The organism is Sphingorhabdus sp. M41 (assembly GCF_001586275.1).
Taxonomy (GTDB): domain Bacteria; phylum Pseudomonadota; class Alphaproteobacteria; order Sphingomonadales; family Sphingomonadaceae; genus Parasphingorhabdus.
Genome location: NZ_CP014545.1, coordinates 1,287,024 through 1,308,520, shown reverse-complemented (window position 1 = coordinate 1,308,520; position 21,497 = coordinate 1,287,024). Strand labels below are relative to the sequence as shown.

19 protein-coding genes are annotated in these 21,497 nt (G+C 58.2%); 10 read left to right on the top strand and 9 right to left on the bottom strand.

Annotated elements, in window-relative coordinates:
- Positions 1–19: 19 nt before the first annotated feature.
- The 7 genes from AZE99_RS06265 (at position 20) to lexA (ending at position 6,469) form a co-directional block, all read left to right on the top strand.
- Positions 20–604: an anthranilate synthase component II gene (locus AZE99_RS06265; RefSeq protein WP_067203354.1), complete on the top strand. Its 585-nt coding sequence runs from the start codon at positions 20–22 to the stop codon at positions 602–604.
- Complete coding sequence (gene trpD / locus AZE99_RS06260; RefSeq protein ID WP_067198966.1) at positions 601–1,587, top strand: anthranilate phosphoribosyltransferase; 987 nt, start codon at positions 601–603, stop codon at positions 1,585–1,587. Before AZE99_RS06265 ends, trpD begins: the two co-directional genes overlap by 4 nt.
- Positions 1,584–2,375, top strand: a complete 792-nt coding sequence (gene trpC / locus AZE99_RS06255) for an indole-3-glycerol phosphate synthase TrpC (protein WP_067198959.1) — start codon at positions 1,584–1,586, stop codon at positions 2,373–2,375. The genes trpD and trpC overlap by 4 nt, the downstream gene beginning before the upstream one ends.
- Entirely contained in the window at positions 2,372–2,842 is a 471-nt protein-coding gene (gene moaC / locus AZE99_RS06250; RefSeq protein ID WP_067198957.1) for a cyclic pyranopterin monophosphate synthase MoaC, read from the top strand. Before trpC ends, moaC begins: the two co-directional genes overlap by 4 nt.
- Positions 2,839–4,023: a molybdopterin molybdotransferase MoeA gene (locus AZE99_RS06245; RefSeq protein ID WP_067198955.1), complete on the top strand. Its 1,185-nt coding sequence runs from the start codon at positions 2,839–2,841 to the stop codon at positions 4,021–4,023. The genes moaC and AZE99_RS06245 overlap by 4 nt, the downstream gene beginning before the upstream one ends.
- A gap of 325 nt (positions 4,024–4,348) precedes the next feature.
- Positions 4,349–5,578, top strand: coding sequence for a GGDEF domain-containing protein (locus AZE99_RS06240; protein ID WP_082788269.1), 1,230 nt, complete (start codon positions 4,349–4,351; stop codon positions 5,576–5,578).
- A gap of 198 nt (positions 5,579–5,776) precedes the next feature.
- Positions 5,777–6,469 (top strand): transcriptional repressor LexA, encoded by a 693-nt coding sequence (gene lexA / locus AZE99_RS06235; RefSeq protein ID WP_067198953.1) that lies wholly within the window; start codon positions 5,777–5,779, stop codon positions 6,467–6,469.
- Here lexA and AZE99_RS06230 read toward each other — a convergent pair.
- Positions 6,463–8,679 (bottom strand): ComEC/Rec2 family competence protein, encoded by a 2,217-nt coding sequence (locus tag AZE99_RS06230; RefSeq protein ID WP_082788268.1) that lies wholly within the window; start codon positions 8,677–8,679, stop codon positions 6,463–6,465. The two genes, lexA and AZE99_RS06230, sit on opposite strands and share 7 nt — an antisense overlap.
- Positions 8,680–8,749: 70 nt before the next feature.
- Between AZE99_RS06230 and gltX the strand changes: the two genes are divergently transcribed.
- Both gltX and AZE99_RS06220 read left to right on the top strand, forming a co-directional pair.
- Entirely contained in the window at positions 8,750–10,153 is a 1,404-nt protein-coding gene (gene gltX / locus AZE99_RS06225) for a glutamate--tRNA ligase (protein WP_156472124.1), read from the top strand.
- 26 nt (positions 10,154–10,179) lie between these two features.
- Positions 10,180–11,463, top strand: a complete 1,284-nt coding sequence (locus AZE99_RS06220; protein WP_067198950.1) for a citrate synthase — start codon at positions 10,180–10,182, stop codon at positions 11,461–11,463.
- A gap of 46 nt (positions 11,464–11,509) precedes the next feature.
- On the opposite strand, the gene AZE99_RS06215 is transcribed toward AZE99_RS06220, so the two are convergent.
- The 4 genes from AZE99_RS06215 to AZE99_RS06200 all read right to left on the bottom strand — a co-directional run bounded on the left by AZE99_RS06215 (position 11,510) and on the right by AZE99_RS06200 (position 15,654).
- Positions 11,510–12,910, bottom strand: a complete 1,401-nt coding sequence (locus AZE99_RS06215) for a sensor histidine kinase (RefSeq protein ID WP_067198948.1) — start codon at positions 12,908–12,910, stop codon at positions 11,510–11,512.
- Entirely contained in the window at positions 12,907–13,902 is a 996-nt protein-coding gene (locus tag AZE99_RS06210; protein ID WP_156472122.1) for a hypothetical protein, read from the bottom strand. The genes AZE99_RS06215 and AZE99_RS06210 overlap by 4 nt, the downstream gene beginning before the upstream one ends.
- Positions 13,903–14,019: 117 nt before the next feature.
- Complete coding sequence (locus tag AZE99_RS06205; RefSeq protein ID WP_067198945.1) at positions 14,020–15,225, bottom strand: hypothetical protein; 1,206 nt, start codon at positions 15,223–15,225, stop codon at positions 14,020–14,022.
- Positions 15,226–15,345: 120 nt separating this feature from the next.
- On the bottom strand, positions 15,346–15,654 hold the full coding sequence (locus AZE99_RS06200; protein WP_067198944.1) for a hypothetical protein: 309 nt from the start codon (positions 15,652–15,654) through the stop codon (positions 15,346–15,348).
- Positions 15,655–15,723: 69 nt separating this feature from the next.
- On the opposite strand from AZE99_RS06200, the gene AZE99_RS06195 reads away from it, so the two are divergent.
- A complete protein-coding gene (locus AZE99_RS06195; RefSeq protein ID WP_156472120.1) occupies positions 15,724–18,060 on the top strand; it encodes a hypothetical protein in 2,337 nt (778 codons plus the stop codon).
- 10 nt (positions 18,061–18,070) lie between these two features.
- Here the strand turns inward: AZE99_RS06195 and AZE99_RS06190 are convergent, their stop codons facing one another.
- Genes AZE99_RS06190 through AZE99_RS06175 form a run of 4 tightly spaced genes read right to left on the bottom strand, consistent with a single transcriptional unit; the run spans position 18,071 to position 21,492 of the window.
- Positions 18,071–18,349, bottom strand: a complete 279-nt coding sequence (locus AZE99_RS06190; protein WP_067198940.1) for a DUF1467 family protein — start codon at positions 18,347–18,349, stop codon at positions 18,071–18,073.
- A 6-nt stretch (positions 18,350–18,355) separates the two neighbouring features.
- A complete protein-coding gene (locus AZE99_RS06185; protein ID WP_067198936.1) occupies positions 18,356–19,996 on the bottom strand; it encodes a ribonuclease J in 1,641 nt (546 codons plus the stop codon).
- Positions 19,993–20,775, bottom strand: coding sequence for a type III pantothenate kinase (locus AZE99_RS06180; RefSeq protein ID WP_067198934.1), 783 nt, complete (start codon positions 20,773–20,775; stop codon positions 19,993–19,995). The genes AZE99_RS06185 and AZE99_RS06180 overlap by 4 nt, the downstream gene beginning before the upstream one ends.
- A 15-nt stretch (positions 20,776–20,790) precedes the next feature.
- The gene (locus AZE99_RS06175) at positions 20,791–21,492 is read right to left on the bottom strand and encodes a biotin--[acetyl-CoA-carboxylase] ligase (protein WP_443027817.1); all 702 of its coding nucleotides are present in this window, start codon (positions 21,490–21,492) and stop codon (positions 20,791–20,793) included.
- Positions 21,493–21,497: the final 5 nt, after the last annotated feature.

Below are 21,497 nucleotides of genomic sequence, written 5' to 3'. Positions count from 1 at the left end.
TCCGATTAGGCAGCTTTGCATGATCCTCGTTATCGACAATTATGACAGCTTCACCTTCAACCTGGTCCATTATCTGATGGAACTGGGCGCCGAGGTGCGCGTCGAGCGCAATGATGCACTGACCGCCAGCGAAGCTCTCGCCACCGGCGCGCAGGCCTTCCTGATTTCGCCGGGTCCCTGCACCCCCAATGAAGCGGGCATATCGCTCGATCTGGTCGCAGCCTGCGCCGATGCGGGCAAGCCGTTGCTCGGCGTGTGTCTCGGCCACCAGAGCATCGGCCAGCATTTCGGCGGCAAGGTGGTGCGCGGCGGGCTGATGCACGGCAAGACATCGCCGGTCACCCATGACAGCAGCGGCGTCTTTGCCGGCCTGCCCTCGCCTTATACCGCGACCCGCTATCACTCGCTGATCGTCGAGGATATTCCCGCCTGCCTGCCGGTCAACGCGACCGCCGACGATGGTTCGGTCATGGGTTTCCGCCACGAAAGTCTGCCGATCCACGGCGTGCAATTCCATCCCGAGAGCATCGCCACCGAACATGGCCACGCGCTGCTGGCCAATTTCATGGCGATCGCGGGGATCGAAGCGAAGGAACGGGCATGACCCTGCCCGACCCGGCGAGCGCCCTGTCCGAAGCCGCGGCCCGCGAAGCCTTTTCCGCGATATTGGACGGATCCTGTTCGGCAGAGGAAATCACCGCCTTTCTGGTCGCGCTGGCCGACCGGGGCGAAACCGCTACCGAGATTGCCGCTGCTGCGCAGGAAATGCGCGCGCGGATGATCGGCGTCGACGCGCCCGCCAATGCCATAGATGTCTGCGGCACCGGCGGCGATGGCAGCCACAGCCTGAACATTTCCACCGCCACCGCTCTGGTGGTAGCCGCCTGCGAAATTCCGATGGCGAAACATGGCAACCGCGCCGCATCGAGCAAATCGGGTGCGGCGGATACGCTGGAGGCGCTCGGTCTCGATCTGGCGAAAGCGGCGGCCAATGGCGAGCAGAGCCTGCGCGACATCGGCATCGCCTTTTTCTTTGCGCCCAATCATCATCCGGCGCTCGGCCCGCTGGGACCGATCCGCAAGGCCATCGGCCGCCGGACGATCTTCAATCTGCTCGGTCCCCTGTGCAATCCCGCGAAGGTCAAACGCCAGCTGATCGGCGTAGCCTCGCCCGATCTGGTCGAGACCTATGCCGAAGCGGCGCTGCAACTGGGCTATGACAAGGCGATGATCGTGTCCGGCGAAGAAGGACTCGACGAGCTCAGCATTTCCGGTCCCAGCCGCGTTGCCATGATCAGCGACGGCCGCGTCACCATCAGCCGCATCACCCCGGAAGACGCGGGACTGACCCGCCATCCGGCGGAAGCGATTAAGGGCGGCGATGCGCAATATAACGCCGCTGCGCTCAAGGCATTGCTGCAGGGCGAGAAATCCGCCTATCGCGATGCCGTGTTGCTCAACAGCGCTGCCGCGCTGATGGTCGCGGGCGAAGTCGACAGCTGGGAAGAAGGCGTCGAGGAAGCCGCCGAGGCGCTCGACAAGGGGCTTGCCAACGCCATGCTCAATTGCTGGATCGCCAATCAATGAACAAGCTTGAAGAAATCTGCGCGACAACGCGGGAATATGTCCGGCAACGGAGGGCTGATGTCCCGGCGTCGAAGCTGAGCGATGACATCGCCCGTCAGAGCGCGCCGCGCGGTTTTGCTGCGGCGATCCGGGAGAAATCAGCCACCGGCTTCGCCCTGATCGCCGAGATCAAGAAAGCCAGCCCGTCCAAGGGCCTGATCCGCGCGGATTTCGATCCCCCTGCTCACGCCCGCGCCTATCAGGCTGGTGGAGCTGCCTGCCTGTCGGTTCTGACCGACCAGCCCTATTTTCAGGGCGCGGACGAATATCTGGTGGCTGCGCGCGCTGCGGTCGACCTGCCCTGCCTGCGCAAGGATTTCATGGTCGATCCCTGGCAGGTCGCCGAATCGCGGGCGCTGGGCGCCGATGCGATCCTGATCATCATGGCGGTGCTCGATGACGCTCTGGCGGCTGAGATCGAAGCGGAAGCCCTGGCGCTCGGCATGGACGCGCTGATCGAGGTGCATGACGAAGCGGAGCTGGAACGGGCGCTGAAGCTGCAATCGCCGCTGCTCGGCATCAACAACCGCAATTTGAAGACGTTCGAGACCAGCCTCGACCAGACCGAACGGCTGGCGAAGCTGGTGCCCGACGACCGGATTATGGTGTCGGAAAGCGGTATCTTCAGCCATGAAGACTGCCAGCGCCTCTCCCAATCCGGAGCCCGCGCCTTTTTGGTAGGTGAATCTTTGATGCGACAGGATAATGTGGAGGCCGCAACCCGCGAACTGCTGACAGGAACCCAATGAGCAAATTGACCCATATCGACGGCGACGGCGCGGCCCATATGGTTGATGTTGGCGGCAAGGCCGACACGGTCCGCGAGGCCCATGCCGAGGGCCGGATCGCGATGAAACTGGAAGTCTTGGAAGCTATAAAAGCGAACGCCATGAAGAAGGGCGATGTGTTGGCGACCGCTCGCATTGCCGGGATCATGGCGGCGAAGAAGACCAGCGATCTCATCCCCTTGTGCCACCCGCTGGCGCTGACCAAAGTGGCGGTCGATTTCACCTTTCTCGATGATGGTATCCAGGTGTCGTCCATGGCCCGCCTCACCGGCAAGACCGGCGTGGAAATGGAAGCCTTAACAGCCTGTTCGGTCGCACTTCTCACAATCTATGACATGTCCAAGGCGATGCAGAAGGATATGGTGATCAGCGACATCCGGCTGCTCTCGAAAAGCGGCGGCAAGTCAGGAGACTGGGTCGCGGAATGAGCAGCTTGCTGCCTCTGGACGAAGCCCAGCAGCGACTGATCGCGCTGGCGTCCCGCCTGCCCGCCGAAACGCTTTCCGTCCATGATGCGCTCGGCCGCTATCTCGCCGGAGACCTGATCGCCAGACGCGAGCAGCCGGCGGCCGATATGTCGGCGATGGACGGCTATGCGATCCGTTTCGAGGACCGGAACGGCCCGTGGACCCTGATCGGCGAATGTCCCGCCGGAAGCCCGCCCTGCCGCGCGCTGCGACCGGGAGAAACCGCCCGCATTTTCACCGGCGCCCTGCTGCCCGAAGGCGCCGATACCGTGGTCATGCAGGAAAATGTCGAAGCGGACGGCGCCACCATCCGACTGACAGCAGAACCCTCACCCGAGAAGGGCCGGCATATCCGGCATCAGGGCGGCGATTTCAAGCAAGGAAGCGTCGGATTACCCGCAGGCAGCCTGCTCAATGCGGCGGCGCTCGGCGAAGCGGTTATCGCCGGCTATGGCGAACTGTCGGTCGGCACACAGCCCCGCGTGGCGGTGGTCTCGACCGGCGACGAACTGGTCGCGCCGGGCAGCGACACCCTGCCCCACCAGATACCCGCCAGCAATGACGTCATGCTGTCAGCCATGCTCTGCGGCCTGACCGCCGAAACCCGCAGCCTGAGCCGCATTCCCGACGATATGGACATATTGTGCCAGACGCTGGACAGCGCAAAAGACTGCGATATCATCGTCACCATCGGCGGCGCATCGGTCGGCGATCATGATCTGGTCGGCCCCGCCTTCCGCAAGCTCGGCGCCGCAATCGATTTCTACAAGATCGCGATGAAACCGGGCAAGCCGGTGATGGCCGGAAAGCTCGGCAAGACGGTGATATTGGCGCTCCCCGGCAATCCCGCCTCCGCCTTTGTCGCGGCCACCCTGTTCCTGCTGCCGCTGATCCGCTTCATGGCCGGAGCCGCCCGCTATCTGCCCGACTATCAGAGCGCCCCGACCCGCGAAGCCCTCCCCGCCAACGGTCCCCGCGCCCAGTTTCTGCGGGCGAAGGTCGACCAGGCCGGGATCACGCCCTTCAACAGCCAGGACAGCGCTAAGCTTTCGGTCTTGGCGGCGGCGAATGCACTGCTATGTCGGCCAGCTCATGCGGCAGCGTCTGATGTTGGTGAGATGGTGCCCTATGTTGGGATATAATTCATAGTATCCAGAATAAATCTCTTGGAATCAGTGCCTTATGATAATCTTCTCAAAGTTTTTATTTTGATCTTGCCATAATCGTCATCCGCTATCGGTACCTTGATAGCGCACTGAACGGCTGAGATCCGGTGTCCTTCAAACGTATCTGACGGGAATGAAAAATACCGTGCGCAGATAGAAGGTTGGCCAGCGCTGGGCAAAGTGGGGTCGTCGAGACGTCCAATTGTGTGAGACAATTAAAAATCCATGGACAAAGTCCGATTCCGAAACGCGCCATTAACCTTATTGGACTAACCGACTGGAAAAGGAGCACTAAGGGTCGATGCAGACGCAAATTCTTGGACTGGTAACACCGCTCATGGTGCTATTTTTCGCGGCGACCTTCGCAGTGCTTTGGCGAGTAGGACGCATGAAGCGTCACGTGCTCGGCTACGGCATTGCCTTCACCCTTTCTGCGGCGGGATTTCTGATCACCCATTTGCTGCCTGCTGATGCTTTCTACGTCTTCCATTTGACGCAGTTTTTCTACACTATGGGCACGACGGTGATGCTGGTTTCGGTCTGCGAGCGCGCCGGGCAGCGGCTTCATCTAGGAAGCATGGCAGTCGTTTACCTCATTAGCGCATTGGTGCTGGGAGTGGCTGTCAGCTTATCCAACGAAGTCGCTTCGCGGCTGGTCATCGTCAATATGGGCTACGGTGTCATGTTCGCCATGGGCGTGACGACGCTCCTCACCGCGCGGCGCCGCAAAGTGTTCGATGTTGCGATCATCGCGGTCATGGCGTTTCATGCTGCCGATTTCCTCTTAAGACCAACCTTGACCCTGTTGTTTGAGCAGGCGATTCCGGCCGAGGTCTATCGGGACTCGATCTATTATTCCCTAATCGGGCTTGTTCTCGGAGTGAAAGGCGTGACCACCGCCACGGTTCTGATCGGTGCGACAATCGCCGAATGGACGACTTCGCTGCGGGAAAGCAGTGAGCGTGATGCGCTCAGCGGGCTGTGCAACCGGGGTGCGTTTGAAGAGTCGATGCGAAATCTTCTCCCACGTGCGCAGACGGAGGGACTGCCACTGAGCCTGGTGGTAGTCGATATCGACCACTTCAAGAAAGTGAACGACATTTGGGGGCACCAGGCGGGCGACCAGGCGATCGCGGGCATTGGCAAACTCATCGGAAACATGGTGCGTGGATGTGACACGGCCGGCCGAATCGGCGGAGAGGAGTTCTGCATCGCCATCTGGAATTGCCCGAATAACGCTGCAGAGCAGTCGGCCGACCGAATCCGGCGGGCATTCGAAAGTCTCGAGCATTCCGGCCTGAGCAACGATGTCCGTCTGACTGCGAGTTTTGGCGTGGCCACAGCCCGTAATGGGGAGACATATGAGCAGTTGTTCGCGCGAACCGATGCTGCGCTCTACAGGGCCAAGTCGAGCGGCCGGAACCGTGTCGAGAATGCCGAAGAACGCAATCTGAAAGCGGAACGCCCTCTGAAAGAGCCCGAGCCCCCACTAAAATCAGAACAAATCAGGTTTAAGCGCGCATTGGGCTGATCAATAGTCCGCTGGACACTGCTCGACAACCTGCTTGGCAGGCTATGCATACATAATATGTCCTCGCGCTCCCCGCGCTGTCGCTGCAAGGATTGCCGTCGCGCTTCAACAGCCCGGACCCTGTGTGCTTTCCCGCTTGACTTCCCCCGTTTTGTTTCTTAATTGTTCTTTATTCGTTCCCAGAACAGGACACTGGACATGCTCACGCAAAAGCAACATGAACTCCTCTGCTTCATTGATGAAAAACTCAAGGATAGCGGCGTTTCCCCCTCGTTCGAGGAAATGAAGGAAGCGCTGGGGCTCAAGTCCAAGTCCGGCATTCACCGATTGATCAGCGCGCTCGAGGAGCGGCACTTCATCCGCCGCCTGCCCAACCGGGCGCGGGCGCTGGAAGTGTTGAAACTGCCGGAAGGTGGCGTGCAGGAAGCGGCCCCATCAAATGTTGTCTCGCTGCACCCGGAAACGCCGGTGCGCGAAGTCATTTCCAATCCTGCTCCGGCTGCCAATAATGATGTCCTGGAAATCCCGCTGCACGGCCGCATCGCCGCCGGCGCGCCGATCGAGGCGATGGAAGGCCAGTCGGCGCTCAGCGTTCCTGCCGCCCTGCTCGGCCCCGGCGAGCATTATGCGCTGGAAGTATCCGGTGATTCGATGATCGACGCGGGTATCCTCGATGGCGATTATGCGCTGATCCAGAAAACCGAAGTCGCGCGCGATGGCGAGATTGTTGTGGCGCTGATCCACGAGGAAGAAGCGACGCTGAAATATCTCCGCAAGGATGGCCGGAGCATCCGCCTCGATCCCGCCAATGCCGCCTATGAGCCGCAGATTTATGGCGAAGGCGAAGTGCGCATCCAGGGCAAGATGGCCGGATTGCTGCGCCGCTACTGATCCGGCCTGCCGCTGTCGTTACCACCATTCCTGACGGAGCGATAGCGGGTCCATATATGCCTGCCGGTCCAGCCGAGCGCGGTGGATATTTTCTGCCTTTCCAGATCGATGGTCATGCCGCCGACCTGTGACAGCAGGTTGCGGTCAGCCTTCAGCCAGCGCGGCTGGCAACTTGCCGGCAGCCACCGATCACTGACGACGATATCGGCGCGGCGACAGGCTGCGGACAGAGCCAGAGCGGAAATATAATGCGAGCTGCGGGTCGCCAATATATGCCAGTCACGTCCGTCCGTGCGCAAAGTGACCAGACAGCTGTCAGCATTGCAATCGGCATTCGTCCAGTCTTCCAGCGCCTGCGATTCCCCTTCTACTCCGGCATTTTCCCGGATAATGTCGCGAATGAAATCACCGCTGCGTGTGCGCAACATCGCCAGCTCGCCCTGATCGTTGCGAATGCCGACATGGCGGCCGTCGCCGGTGATATAGATATCGGGCGCGCGGGTGTTGGCGATCAACAGCGCTCCGATCATCGCCGGAATCGCCCCCAGATAACGCCAGCGTTCTCGCCACAGACAAAGCCACAGCCCGCCAAGCAGCACCAATCCGAACGCGAGCACCGGCATAGTCGGCGACATCGTCACCGCGCCGGGTCTACTCGAGACAAAATGGGCAAGCCCGATCAGGCTGCTCAGCGCCTGCTCGCAGAGCCACCAGACCGGCGCGCCAAGACCCACGCTGTCCAGCACCAGAGCCAGCGCCTCCAGCGGCATGATCACGAATGTTGTCAGCGGGATAGCGACGATATTGGCCAATGCGCCATAAAGCCCCGCCTTGTGAAAATGATAGAGCGCGATCGGCATCAGCGCGATTTCCACCACCAGCCCGGTAAGGAACAGCGCAAAAATAAAACGTCCGGCGCGGCGCAACAGATTTTCCTCGCGCAGCATGACCAGCGCCTTAATCTGCGGATGCTCGTGCAACGCAATGATCGCGGTAACCGCCGCGAAGCTGAGCTGAAAGCTCGGTCCCACCAGCGATTCGGGCCAGAAAATCAACACGAAGAGCGCGCCGGCAGCGACCATCCGCAAGGTGATCGCGCTGCGCCCCATCATCAGCGCCACCAGCACCAGCAAGGCCGCGACACAGGCCCGAATCGTCGGCACCTGCGCTCCGGTCAACAAGGTATAGGCGACCGCCGCCAGCGCCGCGCATCCGGCCGCCACGACCGGTAACCGAAAGCGCAGCGCCAGTGTCGGTGAGAGAGCGAGACTTTTGAGCACCATCAGATAAATCGCCCCGACAACCGCAGTGACATGCAGCCCGCTGATCGAGAGCAGATGCGCCAGCCCGCTGCGCCGCATCGCTTCGGCATCCGCTTCGGCAATCGCGCCGCGATCCCCGGTGGCCAGGGTCACGCCAATCGCACCGGCAGCGCCGGCCATCCGCGCCTGTACATGAGCCGAGAGCTGTTGTCGGTATCGCGACAGCGCGAAAAGCGGATCGGCGCGGCGCAATATCTGAATAGCGCCCAGCGCCTGGCCGGTCGCGCCGAGCCCCTGAAACCAGGCCCTTTCGGAAAAATCATAGGCCCCCGGCAGCGCCGGCATCGCCGGTGGCATCAGCCGGGCGCGCAGCTGGATCAGGGCACCGTCCTGCAAATCGGGACTGGCCCGGTCAAGCGGCACATTCACCCGAACTCGCGGCGGCAATTCGGGATTTTCGCCGGTGCCAAGCGTCAGCCGCACCATATCGCGCGCTAAAACCGGCTCGACCCGCTCGATCTCCGCGTTGAAAGTGACGACAATTGGTCGTTCCAGCACCGGCGCAGCGACGCTCCATGAACGCAGCCAGATCAGCGCGCAGCCTATGGCGGCCAGCAGCGCGAACCAGAATAAAGCCTTGCCTGCGCGCGTATCTCGCCCGTTCATGACCGCAATCAGGCCGAGCCCGCCGCACAGACTTATAAACGCCAGCCACCAGGCGGGGTTGGCCAGATTGAACCAGGACGCAATGCCGCAGCCAAGCGCCACCGGCACCCATAAGGGAAGCTGGTCCCGCTCCTTCTCGAGCTGCATTTCAATCAATTTGGGGAGTTGCGGCCCGCGCCGGAAATCAGACAATTGTCGCGGGTGAAACAGCGTGCTAAGGGCGGTGCCAGTCGAACCGGAACCGGTGCCTAAGGTGCCATTCGGGCTCAATCCATCCCGCATTTCAAATACCTATCACAGGGACCTTGCAAGCGTGAATTCAAATGATGCTGAACAGCCGAAAGAGACAAATATGGTCGTAACCCGCTTTGCCCCCTCCCCAACCGGGTTCCTGCATATTGGCGGCGCGCGAACCGCGATGTTCAACTGGCTATTTGCTCGGCATCACGGCGGCAAAGCGCTGCTTCGCATCGAGGATACCGACAAGGCGCGCTCCACCCAGGAAGCGATTGATGCGATTTCTGAAGGGCTTGAATGGCTTGGCCTCGACTGGGATGGCGAAACCGTCTTCCAGTCCGAACGCGCCGAACGCCATGCTGAAGTTGCCCATGAATTGCTGGCATCCGGCAATGCCTATAAATGTTTCGCCACACCCGAAGAGCTGACCGAAATGCGCGAACAGCAGCGGGCCGAGAAAAAGCCGATGCGCTATGACGGCCGCTGGCGCGACCGCGACCCGTCTGAAGCCCCGGAAGGCGCGCCGTTCGTGATCCGGCTGAAAACCGAAACCTCTGGCAAGGTAACCATTGCTGACATGGTGCAAGGCGATGTCTCGGTCCAGAACAGCGAGATCGACGACTTCATCCTGCTGCGCTCGGATGGCACGCCGACCTATATGCTCGCCGTGGTGGTCGATGACCATGACATGGGCGTCACCCATCTGATTCGCGGCGATGACCATCTCAACAATGCTTTCCGCCAGCTCGCCCTGATCCGGGCGATGGGCTGGGCCGAACCGGCCTATGCGCATATCCCGCTGATCCACGGCAATGACGGCGCAAAATTGTCCAAGCGCCACGGCGCTCTCGGCGTCGAGGCCTATCGCGATATGGGCATATTGCCCGACGCGATGTTCAACTATCTGTTGCGCCTCGGCTGGGGTCATGGCGATGACGAGATCATTTCCCGGGAACAGGCGATCGAGTGGTTTGCGCTGGAAGGCGTCGGCAAATCGCCTTCGCGCTTCGACACGAAAAAGCTGCAGAATCTGAACGGCCATTATATGCGCGAGGCAAATGATGCCGACCTCGTTCGGCTCGCGACCCCGTGGATCGAGAAGGATTTGGGCAGGACATTATCATCAGCAGATAGCGAATTGCTCGGTCAGGCGATGCCGGTTTTGAAGAGCCGGGCAAAAAATCTGATCGAATTAGCCGAATCCAGTCTTTTTCTCTTTAAAAAACGCCCACTTGGCCTCGACGAACGGGCAGAAAATCTGCTAGACGCTGACGCACGGACGCTGCTTAAATCGATTCATCTTGGCTTGACCGATCTGGAAGACTGGACGCTCGAGGCCACGGAAGAAGTCATAAAAGCGATCGCAGAGTCTGCCGAATTGGGGTTGGGAAAGCTCGCACAACCTATGCGCGCTGCACTGACAGGAAGTACCAGTTCACCCGGAATTTTTGACGTCCTGATACTTCTTGGCAAGGAAGAGTCTTTGGGGCGTCTTGCAGATCAAATAGAAAAAACCTGAGTTTCAGGAGCAGAAAGGACAATATCGTGGGCGATAACGCAAAATTCAGCATCAACGGTGAAAATTACGAATATCCGGTTCTGACGGGCACTGTGGGCCCCGATGTCGTCGATATCCGCAAATTATATGGCCAGACCGGTGCCTTCACCTATGACCCGGGCTTCACCTCGACCGCCAGCTGTGAGTCTGAACTGACCTTCATCGACGGCGGCGAAGGCGTATTGCTGCACCGCGGCTATCCGATCGAACAGCTCGCCGAGAACAGCAGCTTCATGGAAGTCGCGCATCTTCTGCTGCGTGGCGAATTGCCGTCGGCGGATGAATATGCCGATTTCACTAACACGATCACACGCCACACCATGGTGCACGAGCAGTTGCGCGGTTTCTATCAGGGCTTCCGCCGCGACGCCCATCCGATGGCGATCATGTGCGGTGTGGTTGGCGCATTGTCGGCTTTCTATCATGACAGCACCGACATCAACGATCCCGCTCAGCGGATGATCGCGAGCCATCGTCTGGTCGCCAAGATGCCGACCATTGCCGCCATGGCCTATAAATATTCGATCGGTCAGCCGTTCGTCTATCCCGACAATGACCTGTCCTATACCGGTAATTTCCTGCGCATGACCTTCGGCGTTCCGGCCGAGGAATATGAAGTGCATCCGGCGATTGAAAAGGCGATGGATCGGATTTTCATCCTCCACGCCGATCACGAGCAGAATGCGTCGACCTCGACCGTCCGTCTCGCTGGTTCATCCGGTGCCAATCCGTTTGCCTGCATCGCAGCCGGCATTGCCTGCCTCTGGGGCCCGGCGCATGGCGGCGCCAATGAAGCGGCGCTCAACATGCTCCACGAAATCGGCCATCCCGACCGCATTCCGGAATATATCGCGCGCGCCAAGGACAAGGACGATCCGTTCCGTCTGATGGGCTTTGGCCACCGCGTTTACAAAAATTACGATCCGCGTGCATCGGTGATGCAGGAAACGGTTCGCGAAGTATTCGAAACGCTGAAGGTCAAGGATCCGGTCTTCGACGTAGCCTTGAAGCTTGAGGAAATGGCGCTCAACGATCCGTATTTCATCGACAAGAAATTGTTCCCGAACGTGGATTTCTACTCGGGCATCATCCTCTCGGCGATCGGTTTCCCGACATCGATGTTCACGGTGCTGTTCGCTCTGGCCCGCACCGTCGGCTGGGTCGCCCAGTGGAACGAAATGATCTCCGATCCCGGCCAGCGCATCGGTCGTCCGCGCCAGTTGTACACTGGCCCGGCCAAACGCGACTATGTCTCGATCGACAAGCGCTGATAAAAATTGAAATTGTGCAAAAGGGGGGCGTTTCGCTCCCCTTTTTTTATGGCTTTTTCCGCTCTGGTAGCGACAATGTGAAAGTTGAACCTTCGCCCGCCTTGCTCTCAACGGCCAAACTTCCACCCATCGCCCGGGCCAGCTGGCGGGAGATAAACAGGCCCAGTCCGCTGCCACCGTCGCCGGATCGACCCAAACGCTCGAATTTTTCAAAAATCCGAGCTTGATCTTCCTCGGCGATACCATCGCCTTGATCGGAAACGGAAATCCTGGAAAATCCCGGTTCATTAGAGACAAACAGCTTGATCACGGAACCATCGGGCGAATAGCGGATCGCATTCCCGATCAGGTTGACGAGAATTTGCAGCGACCGACGAAATTCGCCGCTCGCGGGCGCCTTTTCGTCCTCGTCCGGAAGTTCTATTCTTATCTGATGGTCGGCTGCCTTGACCGCTAGCAGGCCTGCCGCACGGTGAGCCAGATCAACCAGATCGATATCATCGCCGGCAACGCTAAATTCCGGCCGCTCGATCGCTTCCAGATCGGACAGATCATTGACGAGGTCAAGCAGATGGCGGCCGGCCGAGGCGATATCCTTGGCATAGCTGGCATAGTCACCGCGCAGCGGGCCTTCCAGCTTGCCACTGATCGTTTCGGCATTGGCAATGATCTTTCCGAGCGGCTGGCGCAGAGCCGGGCCCAGTTGCATGCCGAACAGACTGTCGCTGATCAGTTTTCCGGTCGCGCGTTTCACGTTTGTTTCACTGGCTTCCGGATCAGCCAATGCGTCCTCCGGCGTTGCCATGAAGCGATAGCCGGCGAACAGGCCCGCCTTGTCGATCAATGGATAACCTTGCAGGACAAACAAACGCTGCGCTGCATTTCTTTGCCGCATCCGTTGGTTCCGGATCGGTTGACGCTCCGCCACAGCCTCCAGCAATTTGGCATGCGCAGAAGGTGGAATCACATCATATATATCGAGTAGAGACTGACCTATGCCCTCAGAATCCTGTTCCGCGCCTCCGGGCATTTGCTGCGCAATGATTCGCAAGGCTGCGTCAGTCCTGATCGCTCCCCGGCCTTCCAACCTGTCAAAATCACGCTCGCGGCCGGAATCAATTTTGCCGCTATCGTCATGGCTATATTCTTTCCAGTCGATGATCGACAGGCTCAGCGGCTTTGTCTTTTCCAGTGAATCGAAACGTGTTTCAACCCACATTTCGATGCGGCAGTCATCGTCCGATGCCTGGACCGGACGCGAGAGGTTCATCCCTAGCCGCCGGCTGAGACGGCATAGCTCCGCCAGTTCGGGGACTGCCAATGGCCCGCCTTCCTTGCCGCCACAGCGCAAATGGAGGCGCATGAGCAGAGGATCCGCCGACAGAAGCAACCCATCAACGTCCACCTGCCCCATCACCGGCTCGGCCAAATGGCGCGCCGTCGTCATGCTCCCTGATCGCCCAGAAAGTCGCTGCCCAGAATTCGCTCAGCATTTTGGTAGGCATGCGGTGATGCCCAGCTTGATACCAGAGCCGACGACCGGTCCTGATCAGTCTCTCCATAGGTTGCTGCAGTCAGCATCTGGTCGCCACCGTCAAGCGCCGCGAATATCGACAATGCGTCCGCCACGGGAAAGTCTGCCGCACGCATCGTAACGACAAATCGCACCATATTCGGCTCGGCCGTAAAAGCGACGATCTGATCGCTGGTCAAACCGGATTTCCGGGCCAGACGCGCGCCGAACAGCGGCAGGCCGTCCCGCATCGGATGGGGAAAAGGATCCTTTTCCGTCTTCGATTGTTCGAGCAACTGGGCAAGCCGTTCGGCCTTGCGCGCGACGCCGGCGCTTTCGTCATGCGCGGTGAGCAGCCGTTCGGTCGCCTGTTGCAGCTGCAAGCCAGACAAACCGGACAGACGGGCCAATGCTGCGGTTACTGGCCAGGCAAAGGCGTAAACGATTTCCGGCGGCAAATCTGCCAGACTGGCGGCAACTTCACCTGCTGCACCAGTGGTTTTGGATTGGGCTACCAGAAGTCCCATGGCCGCGTCCGCGACAGCAGGATCGTCATGATCGAGATGTCGGGTCAGCGTCAATTCAAGATCTTCTTGTGAAATTTTCTGCAGCAATCGCGCAGCCAGCTCGCTCTGCTGGGTTCTGACAAACAGATGCTGAACGATTTCGGCAGTTTTCAGCAAGCCGGAATGTTTCAGCAAGCCGAAGCTCTGACCATTGCCGCCCTGCGCGATTGCGACAAGCTTTTCCTGGCTGACACCGAGGTCCTGGGTCGCGATCAGGCATATCCGCTTTTCTATCTGACCGATGACATTGCGCAAATATTGCTGCGCATTCGAACGCATGCGGTCATTGAAAACCACGTCCGTTCTGGGAAACAGGGCCTGAGCAAAATCATCAGCCACAAAAGAGGCTTTATTGGCCATTGCTCTCGCATGCCGGATAATATCGTTGTGCTTTGTTCGGTCCATCGGATAAACTTGCTGTGCCATGGCTAGGCCGTACCTCAATGTGGTTAACAAGCCGATAAGCCGAATATACCGCTACGCGTCGTCAGGCTTGGGACTTTTCGACGAATCCCTGCTCAAAAAGCGGTCGATTATGAGCGTCAGGCCAGAATATAGTGCCGCTGCGTAAATACCATAGGTTATTGGCCCGAAAATTGATGCTAGGAGCAAGATCAGCAGAAGCAATCGAATATCCGGTTTTGTCAGCGCCAGACGCACGTTTTCCGGCGCAAATCTCAAGAGCACAAGATGCGCGACCAGCAATATGAAAATCACCAGATTGGGTGCCAATGTCGCCGCATCAGACGCTTGCACCACAAGAATTGCTACAACGGTTGCTACAATCAAATCCAGTACCCAAGCTGTCCAGTCTTGTATTTTGATGGCGCTGCCGAATTGCACCAAGGAAGAGCGGGTAAATTGCGCGACGCTGCCCAGAAAAAATATGCATAATGACGCCACAGCAAAGCCGAACACCGCCGTCACTATGCTTGCAAATCCAGCAGCCAGAGAAAATATTTGAAGATATTGCGGCGCAGCTTTTCTTGCCCAAAGCTTGGGAAGGCTCCGTTTGATCAAGGGGCGCAAAAGAAAGCGGTTCAGAAAATTATCCCTTTCGGCGGGCATTTCTTTCAACTTTCGCCGGGTAAATTGAGCCGCGCTGATCTCACTCTGGATGTGAGCGATTGCTCCCGAACCCATCCGCCGGTCCGATATGATCGCGCGCGGACAATCGGCCTGGACCGCGGTCCGGAGCAGGGCTGAACCGATCTCCCACTCATCCGGAATATCGATCATGGCAATGAGGCGCGCCGCGTTGAACGAGACAATGCCAAGCCAGCGCTGGTTGAGATCGATGCGCTCGAACTCCTGATATTCCTCGGCATGCAGCACAGTGAACAGCAGTTCCTGGGGCGGGCCACTCAACTGATCGATAATTTCCTCGCTGGGAAGAATTCCGTCGGCGATATAGATTATATGATTCTGATCGCTCGCATATTGCACCAGGTCACTGGGACTACGGACATATTCTGCATCGAGGCCCTGCTGCTTCATCGCGTCGATCTTCTGCAAGAGCGCGCCGTGGGTGACAGGACACAGAAAGACGAATTTCTCGCAGCCGAAGCGTTGCGCCGCACTGACCTGCAGATCGAGCAAAGTACCGGCGAACAACGGCAGCAGGGCTATCGGCCCGTGCCCGTCAAGATCGTCTTTAGCCAGAGAAATCAGTGCCAGTTTCACGAATTTTGGGGTCCTGAACGATGGAAAGAAAAGGTGTTTTCATCCATAGATGGTGGCGTCCGGACATGCCAAGCGATAATCTGCCGATTGTCCTGCCTTCGGCGCCGCAGAAACGGGATATCAGTCCCGATGGGCCTCGACTGCGGAAACCGCGCGTTCCAGTTTACGCAATATTACCGGATCGCCCGGTGCGGAACGGGCGGCTTCATCGGCCAGCTCCAGAATATTGGTCGCAGCAAAACTGGCGGCCAGCCCCTTCAGGCGCCACGCGGCATATTCCCAATTGGCATCACAACGCGCTCTTCCCAGCAAGTCGACCTGCCGCTTCGCGCTCTCCAGAAACGCTGCGCGCAATTCCGCAATAAGAGGTTGATCGTCCCCCACTGCAGCCGTCAGAGCGGCATCCAAAGCTCCATAATCAAATGACATTTCTGTTCCTTACACCCCAGATGCTTAACTTATGGTTTCTATGATCTGATATTGTGTTAAATAGTCCCCATGGCAGGTGAATCTAAGATTATCGGGATGTGGCGCGACCGGGGGGAAAGCCCTGACAGTGACCAGGGAGAAACAACCGCAGGCGTGGAAAGCGAAGCGCATGGCCAGGAAGCGAAAATGCATGATTTTCCCGAAGAAAATCAGCAAAATAGCGACAGCACTTCGGAAGGCGACTGGAACCATTATGCCGACGATATAGTTTCACCCCCTGCCCGCTCCCATAATATGCCGCTATTGTTGCTGGTCCTTTCGGGCGCATGTTGGACCGGATTTTTCCTGTGGGCCAACCGCGACATTTTTACAACAATACCGACGGCCAAGGCGGGAATCGACCTGCTGGTCCAATGGTGTTTGCCGATCGCAACGCTTGGCATTGGCTATCTGCTCTACATGCGCAACAGCACGCGCGAAGCCAACCGCTTTGCCGATGTCGCAATATCCTTGCGCGCGGAATCCGAATTGCTCGAGACCCGGTTGAAGACAGTCAACAACGAACTCAGTGTGGCCCGCGAATTCCTGGGCCATGAAAGCCGCGAGCTGCAGTTTTTAGGCGATCAGTCTTCCCGCAAGCTCACGACTGCAGCTGGTTTGATCAAGAAATCCCTCGATGACGGTCTTGGCCAGATGCAAAAGCTCGATGACGTAGGCGGTTCTGCCTTTAAGAATCTCGAACAATTGCGCGAACATTTGCCGGTAGTCATCAGCACCGCCAAGGACGTGACCAACCAGATCGGCAATTCCGGTCGCACCGCCCAGAACGAAATGGTGGCCATGGTCTCGACGCTCAAAAAGATCGGGGAAGTCGGCACGGCCGCAAGGAAGAGCCTCACCGAACTGACGGACAAGTCAGCTCTGTCGGTGGAAAGCCTGGCCGCGGAAGCTGAGCGCATCAAAACCAGTCTGGCGGAACAGCTTGCTGAAGCGGAGGCTGGTTCTCACCAGCTCGCCAACCTGTTGCATAAAACGACAGCTGAAACCGTGGACGCCATTCACAAGACCCGCGCTCAACTGGCCACGGAAGCCTCGGAATCGGCTCTGGCTATGCGGTCAGATCTGGATGCACTGGAAGCAGCGCTGGCTTCAGCCGGACAGATTGCCGACGAAGAGGAAGTCCGGTTGAAAGCTCTGGCCACGACGCTCAATCAGCATATTTCCGAGATTGCCGATAACCTCGAGAATCTTGATAATGAAAGCGGCGAAAAGACGGCGAATCTGGCCTTTGCCATGACGGCGATGGAACAGAATAGCGCCGCTTTGCAGCAATCACTCGAAAATGGTTATGGCGTCGCCGATGGCATGATCGAACGGATGGAGAAATTGCTTGTCGCGCTCGACAGCAGCGCCCGGGAAATGGATGAGACCCTGCCCACGGCTTTCGAACGAGTGTCGGAGAAATCGAAGGAAAGTCTGGCACTATACAGTCAAATCGCCCGCGAAGCGCGCAAGGCGCAGGAAGACGCTGGCAGAGTGGCACAACAGGTTGCGCAGACCGACCATTCGATCACCAAGCAGCAGGAGCAGCTAGGCAAGCTGCGCGACAAGAGTGACGATACAAGCAAGTCGGTCGTCCAGCAGATTGACGATATTTCCAAAGCCATAGAGGCTGTGCGCGAGCAGAATGAATCGCTGGCCGAAAGCGCTGGCGAGAAGATGATCAACGCGCTTCTGCGGGTGAAAGAGACCGCGAAACAGGCCTCCGAACATTCGCGCCAGGCATTTGAAAATACCATCGCCGGCTCGACCGAAGCTTTTGAAAAAATGAGTGAAGAGGCGTTGAACCGGATTATCGACGACAAGATAGCCTCGATCGCACCGAAGCTGGAACAGGCGGTATCAAGCGCGGTTGTGACCACACAGTCCACCGCTGCCCATCTCACCGAGCAGCTGGCCGCAATCGAGGATATGACGACGAAGCTGGAGCAGCGGATCCTGTTCGCCAGGGAAAAGGCGGAGCAAAGCAGCGACGAGAATTTCACCCGGCGGGTGGCGCAGCTAACCGAATCGCTCAATTCCATCTCGATCGATGTCGGCAAGATCCTGTCCAACGACGTTACCGACACCGAGTGGGCCGCTTATCTGAAAGGCGATCGCGGCATCTTCACACGGCGAGCCGTTCGCCTGCTCGACAACAGGGAAGTCCGCGAAATCCTCGCTCAATATTCCGGCAATGACGAATTCCGCGAGCATGTGAACCGCTATATCCATGATTTTGAAGCGATGCTGCGTGGCGTGCTCGCCACCCGTGATGGCAGCGCGGTCAGCGTTACGCTATTGTCCTCTGACGTCGGCAAGCTTTACGTCGCGCTGGCTCAGGCTATTGAGCGCCTGCGCAACTAGCGCCCCGCCCCTAGCGCATCCGTTCGCGGCTGTTGAAGAAGTCGATAGTGTCCAGGGTGATCCAGCCATTGGCATAGTTGAGATAGAATAGCCCGAACCCAGCCGTAGCCAGCAACGTCGTCAGCATTAATATCCGCAGCGGCCGGAAGTTGACCGGCGCGCCATCTGCCTGCCCCTTGACCATGTCAATCCCGGATTCGTGGTGGTTACGAATGCCGATCGGCAGGATGATGAACGCAGCCGTCACCCAGAACAATATGTAGATGGCGAGGACAGAGGTGAGTTCCATGGTCGTTTAGGCCTCCACGGTGAGCACCGAAACAATGGGTTTCTTGCCCGTCCATTCGGTCGCGCTGCGCCGGACCAGCAAGCGGATCGCCTCGTTGAACTTGTCGATATCACCAACCGGTTTGGAATATTTGCTGACAATCTTGTCGATCACTTCATCGAGAAAATCCTCTTCGTCTTCCTCAAGCGGAACACCGTGCATTTTCAGCACGGGCTGACCGAAGATATTGCCCTTGTGGTCGAGTCCGATAGCTACCGATATCATGCCGTTATGCGCTGTCTTGCGCCGGTCGTTCAGAGTTTTGCCGTCTGCAGGGATAATCACATCGCCATCGACGACAAGCCGTCCGGTGCGTTCCTGCCCCAATATTTTCGGTCCATTGGGTGCCAGACGCACGACATCACCATTCTGCTGGAATATCGCTTTCGGGACTCCCTGCTCCAGGCCGAAAGCGACCTGGGTTTTCATGTGGCGGATTTCACCATGGACCGGCACCAATATTTCCGGTCTGATCCATTCATACATTTGCGCCAGTTCCGGCTGTCCCGGGTGGCCCGAAACATGGATATGTTCCTGCCGCTCGGTGATCATGACGACGCCCTTGGCCGCCAGCTGGTTCTGGATCCGACCAATGGCAATTTCATTGCCGGGAATCTGTTTCGACGAGAACAGCACATGATCGCCTTCGGACAGCTTGATCTGGTGGCTGTCGCCGGCAATTCGGCCTAAAGCCGCTCTCGCCTCACCCTGGCCACCGGTTGCGATGATCATCACATCGCCGCGTGGCAGGCTCATCGCCTCCTGAAAATCGATCGTCGGCGGAAAATCCTTGAGATAGCCGTTTTCGCGGCAATTTTCGATGATCCGGTCGAGTGAACGGCCAGCAACACAGAGCTTGCGGCCTGCATGAATGGCAACCTCGCCCAGAGTCTGCAGCCGTGCCGCATTGGATGCGAAGGTGGTCACCACAACGCGTGTATCGATTTCGTCGACGACCCGCATCAGGTTGCGGCGAACTTCGCCTTCCGATCCCGAGGGCTTGTTGTTGAAGACATTGGTCGAATCGCAAACCATCGCCAATATGCCGTCATCGCCGATCTGCTTCAGCGTTTCCGGTGAGGATGGCACGCCGAGCACAGGCTCATCGTCCAGCTTCCAGTCACCGGTATGGAAAATCCGGCCATAAGGCGTGTCGATCAGCATCGCATTGCCTTCGGCAATAGAGTGGGCGATCGGCAGATAGCGGAAGCCGAACGGGCCGAGATCAAAACTGCCCTCATTGGGGATGATATTGAGCTCAACTTCCCGTTCAAGACCAACTTCTTCCAGCTTGCGACGGATCAGGCCCGCCGTAAACGGAGTCGCGAACAAGGGGACATCAAGATCAGCGGCAAAATAGGGAACCGCACCGATATGATCCTCGTGCCCGTGAGTCAGCACGATGCCGAGCAGATCCTTCCGGTTTTTCTCGATAAATTCGAGATCGGGCAGGATCAGGTCGATGCCGGGATAGCTGGGATCGGCAAAGGTCATGCCGAGATCGACCATCACCCACTTGCCGTCACAGCCGTACAGGTTGACATTCATACCGATTTCGCCCGACCCGCCAAGGGCCAGGAAGAGAAGTTCTTTTTTAGGTTTTGTCATGAAGCGCTTGTTGCTCGCTGATAGAGGAAATGCAGGCCTTGAAGAGTCAGGTCTGATTCCAGATGGTCGAAAACATCTGTATGTTCGTCAAATAATACGGCTAATCCGCCGGTAGCTATGATTTTCGTGGGGCGACCGATTTGCGCTTTGGTACGGGCCACCAGCCCTTCGATCATCGCAACATAGCCCCAGAAAATACCGATCAGCATCTGGCTTTCGGTGGTCGTCCCAATCACATTGTCATCTTCCGGAGATTCCAGCGCAATTCGCGGCAATTGTGCGGTTTTACCAACCAGGGCATCGAGCGAAAGATTGATACCCGGGGCGATGACCCCGCCTTTATAGGCGCCTTCATAATCGGCAACATCGAACGTGGTTGCTGTACCGAAATCGATGATGACGATGTCCTGCTTATATTTCTGATGCGCCGCGATCACGTTGAGCACCCGGTCTGCCCCAACGCTATCGGGCTGTTCCACGTCGAGTGCGACACCCCATGCCGCTGCGCCCCGGCCAGCGACCAACGGCGTCACGCCAAAATATTTTTCAGAGAGGACCGTCAGATTATGGAGTGCGCGCGGAACAACCGTGCCAATGATCACCGCGTCAACGGCGCCAAGTTCAAGACCTTCCAGTTCGAGCAGTTGCCGGAGCCAGACGACATATTCATCCGCAGTACGCCGCGCGTCGGTTGCGATGCGCCAGCGCGCACGAATGTCATCGCCGTCGAAGAGAGCGAAGACAACATTGGTATTTCCAGCGTCTATGGCCAAAAGCATGGGCGAATCGTCTTTCTATCCGATTGAAATGTCACCGGCGCGTATTTCGATAAGCGTTCCGTCGGCTTTTCTCAAGCGCAGCGCACCGTCTGCTTGCAGGCCGGCAAATTCTCCGGTGATTTTCTCGCCACCATGGTCACTTGTCGTCACGGCCATGCCAACCGGATGCGCCAGACTCTGCCATTTCTCTAGAATAGGAGCCAATCCGGCATTTCGCCATTCTGTTACGCATGCCTCGAACTCTCGGGACAGTTTGTCGAGAAATCCGGCAGCGTCGATTTCCGCCCCTTCCGCTGCAAGGCTGGTCACAGACCGCCCCTCGACTTCGGGCGCGACAGCGACATTCACGCCAATGCCGACCACTACCTGATCTTTAACGCGCTCCAGCAGGATACCGCATATCTTGGAGTCCGATACGAGAACGTCATTCGGCCATTTCAACAGCATCGGCACGTCCGGCAGGGCCGCACGAATGGCCGCATGGACGGCCAGTCCGGCGACAAAGGACAAGGAAGAAGGTGGTGGGTCAGAGGGCCGTATGTCAATCACGGTACTGCAATAGAGATTGCCTTGCGGACTTTCCCATTTGCGGCCCCGACGCCCGACCCCACCCGTCTGTTGCGCGGCCCGCAGCCAGAACCCTTCCGGCGCGCTGCCACTCAGAGACAATGCTTTCAGGTCCGCATTGGTCGATGCGGTTTCGGCAACATTCTCTATGACAA

What these genes read in the sequence shown, in the direction of transcription:
- AZE99_RS06265 (WP_067203354.1), top strand. Translation starts at nt 20, where the DNA reads ATGATCCTCGTTATCGACAATTATGACAGCTTCACCTTCAACCTGGTC.
- trpD (WP_067198966.1), top strand. Translation starts at nt 601, where the DNA reads ATGACCCTGCCCGACCCGGCGAGCGCCCTGTCCGAAGCCGCGGCCCGC.
- trpC (WP_067198959.1), top strand. Translation starts at nt 1,584, where the DNA reads ATGAACAAGCTTGAAGAAATCTGCGCGACAACGCGGGAATATGTCCGG.
- moaC (WP_067198957.1), top strand. Translation starts at nt 2,372, where the DNA reads ATGAGCAAATTGACCCATATCGACGGCGACGGCGCGGCCCATATGGTT.
- AZE99_RS06245 (WP_067198955.1), top strand. Translation starts at nt 2,839, where the DNA reads ATGAGCAGCTTGCTGCCTCTGGACGAAGCCCAGCAGCGACTGATCGCG.
- AZE99_RS06240 (WP_082788269.1), top strand. Translation starts at nt 4,349, where the DNA reads ATGCAGACGCAAATTCTTGGACTGGTAACACCGCTCATGGTGCTATTT.
- lexA (WP_067198953.1), top strand. Translation starts at nt 5,777, where the DNA reads ATGCTCACGCAAAAGCAACATGAACTCCTCTGCTTCATTGATGAAAAA.
- AZE99_RS06230 (WP_082788268.1), bottom strand. Translation starts at nt 8,679, where the DNA reads ATGCGGGATGGATTGAGCCCGAATGGCACCTTAGGCACCGGTTCCGGT.
- gltX (WP_156472124.1), top strand. Translation starts at nt 8,750, where the DNA reads ATGGTCGTAACCCGCTTTGCCCCCTCCCCAACCGGGTTCCTGCATATT.
- AZE99_RS06215 (WP_067198948.1), bottom strand. Translation starts at nt 12,910, where the DNA reads ATGACGACGGCGCGCCATTTGGCCGAGCCGGTGATGGGGCAGGTGGAC.
- AZE99_RS06210 (WP_156472122.1), bottom strand. Translation starts at nt 13,902, where the DNA reads ATGGCCAATAAAGCCTCTTTTGTGGCTGATGATTTTGCTCAGGCCCTG.
- AZE99_RS06200 (WP_067198944.1), bottom strand. Translation starts at nt 15,654, where the DNA reads ATGTCATTTGATTATGGAGCTTTGGATGCCGCTCTGACGGCTGCAGTG.
- AZE99_RS06195 (WP_156472120.1), top strand. Translation starts at nt 15,724, where the DNA reads ATGGCAGGTGAATCTAAGATTATCGGGATGTGGCGCGACCGGGGGGAA.
- AZE99_RS06190 (WP_067198940.1), bottom strand. Translation starts at nt 18,349, where the DNA reads ATGGAACTCACCTCTGTCCTCGCCATCTACATATTGTTCTGGGTGACG.
- AZE99_RS06185 (WP_067198936.1), bottom strand. Translation starts at nt 19,996, where the DNA reads ATGACAAAACCTAAAAAAGAACTTCTCTTCCTGGCCCTTGGCGGGTCG.
- AZE99_RS06180 (WP_067198934.1), bottom strand. Translation starts at nt 20,775, where the DNA reads ATGCTTTTGGCCATAGACGCTGGAAATACCAATGTTGTCTTCGCTCTC.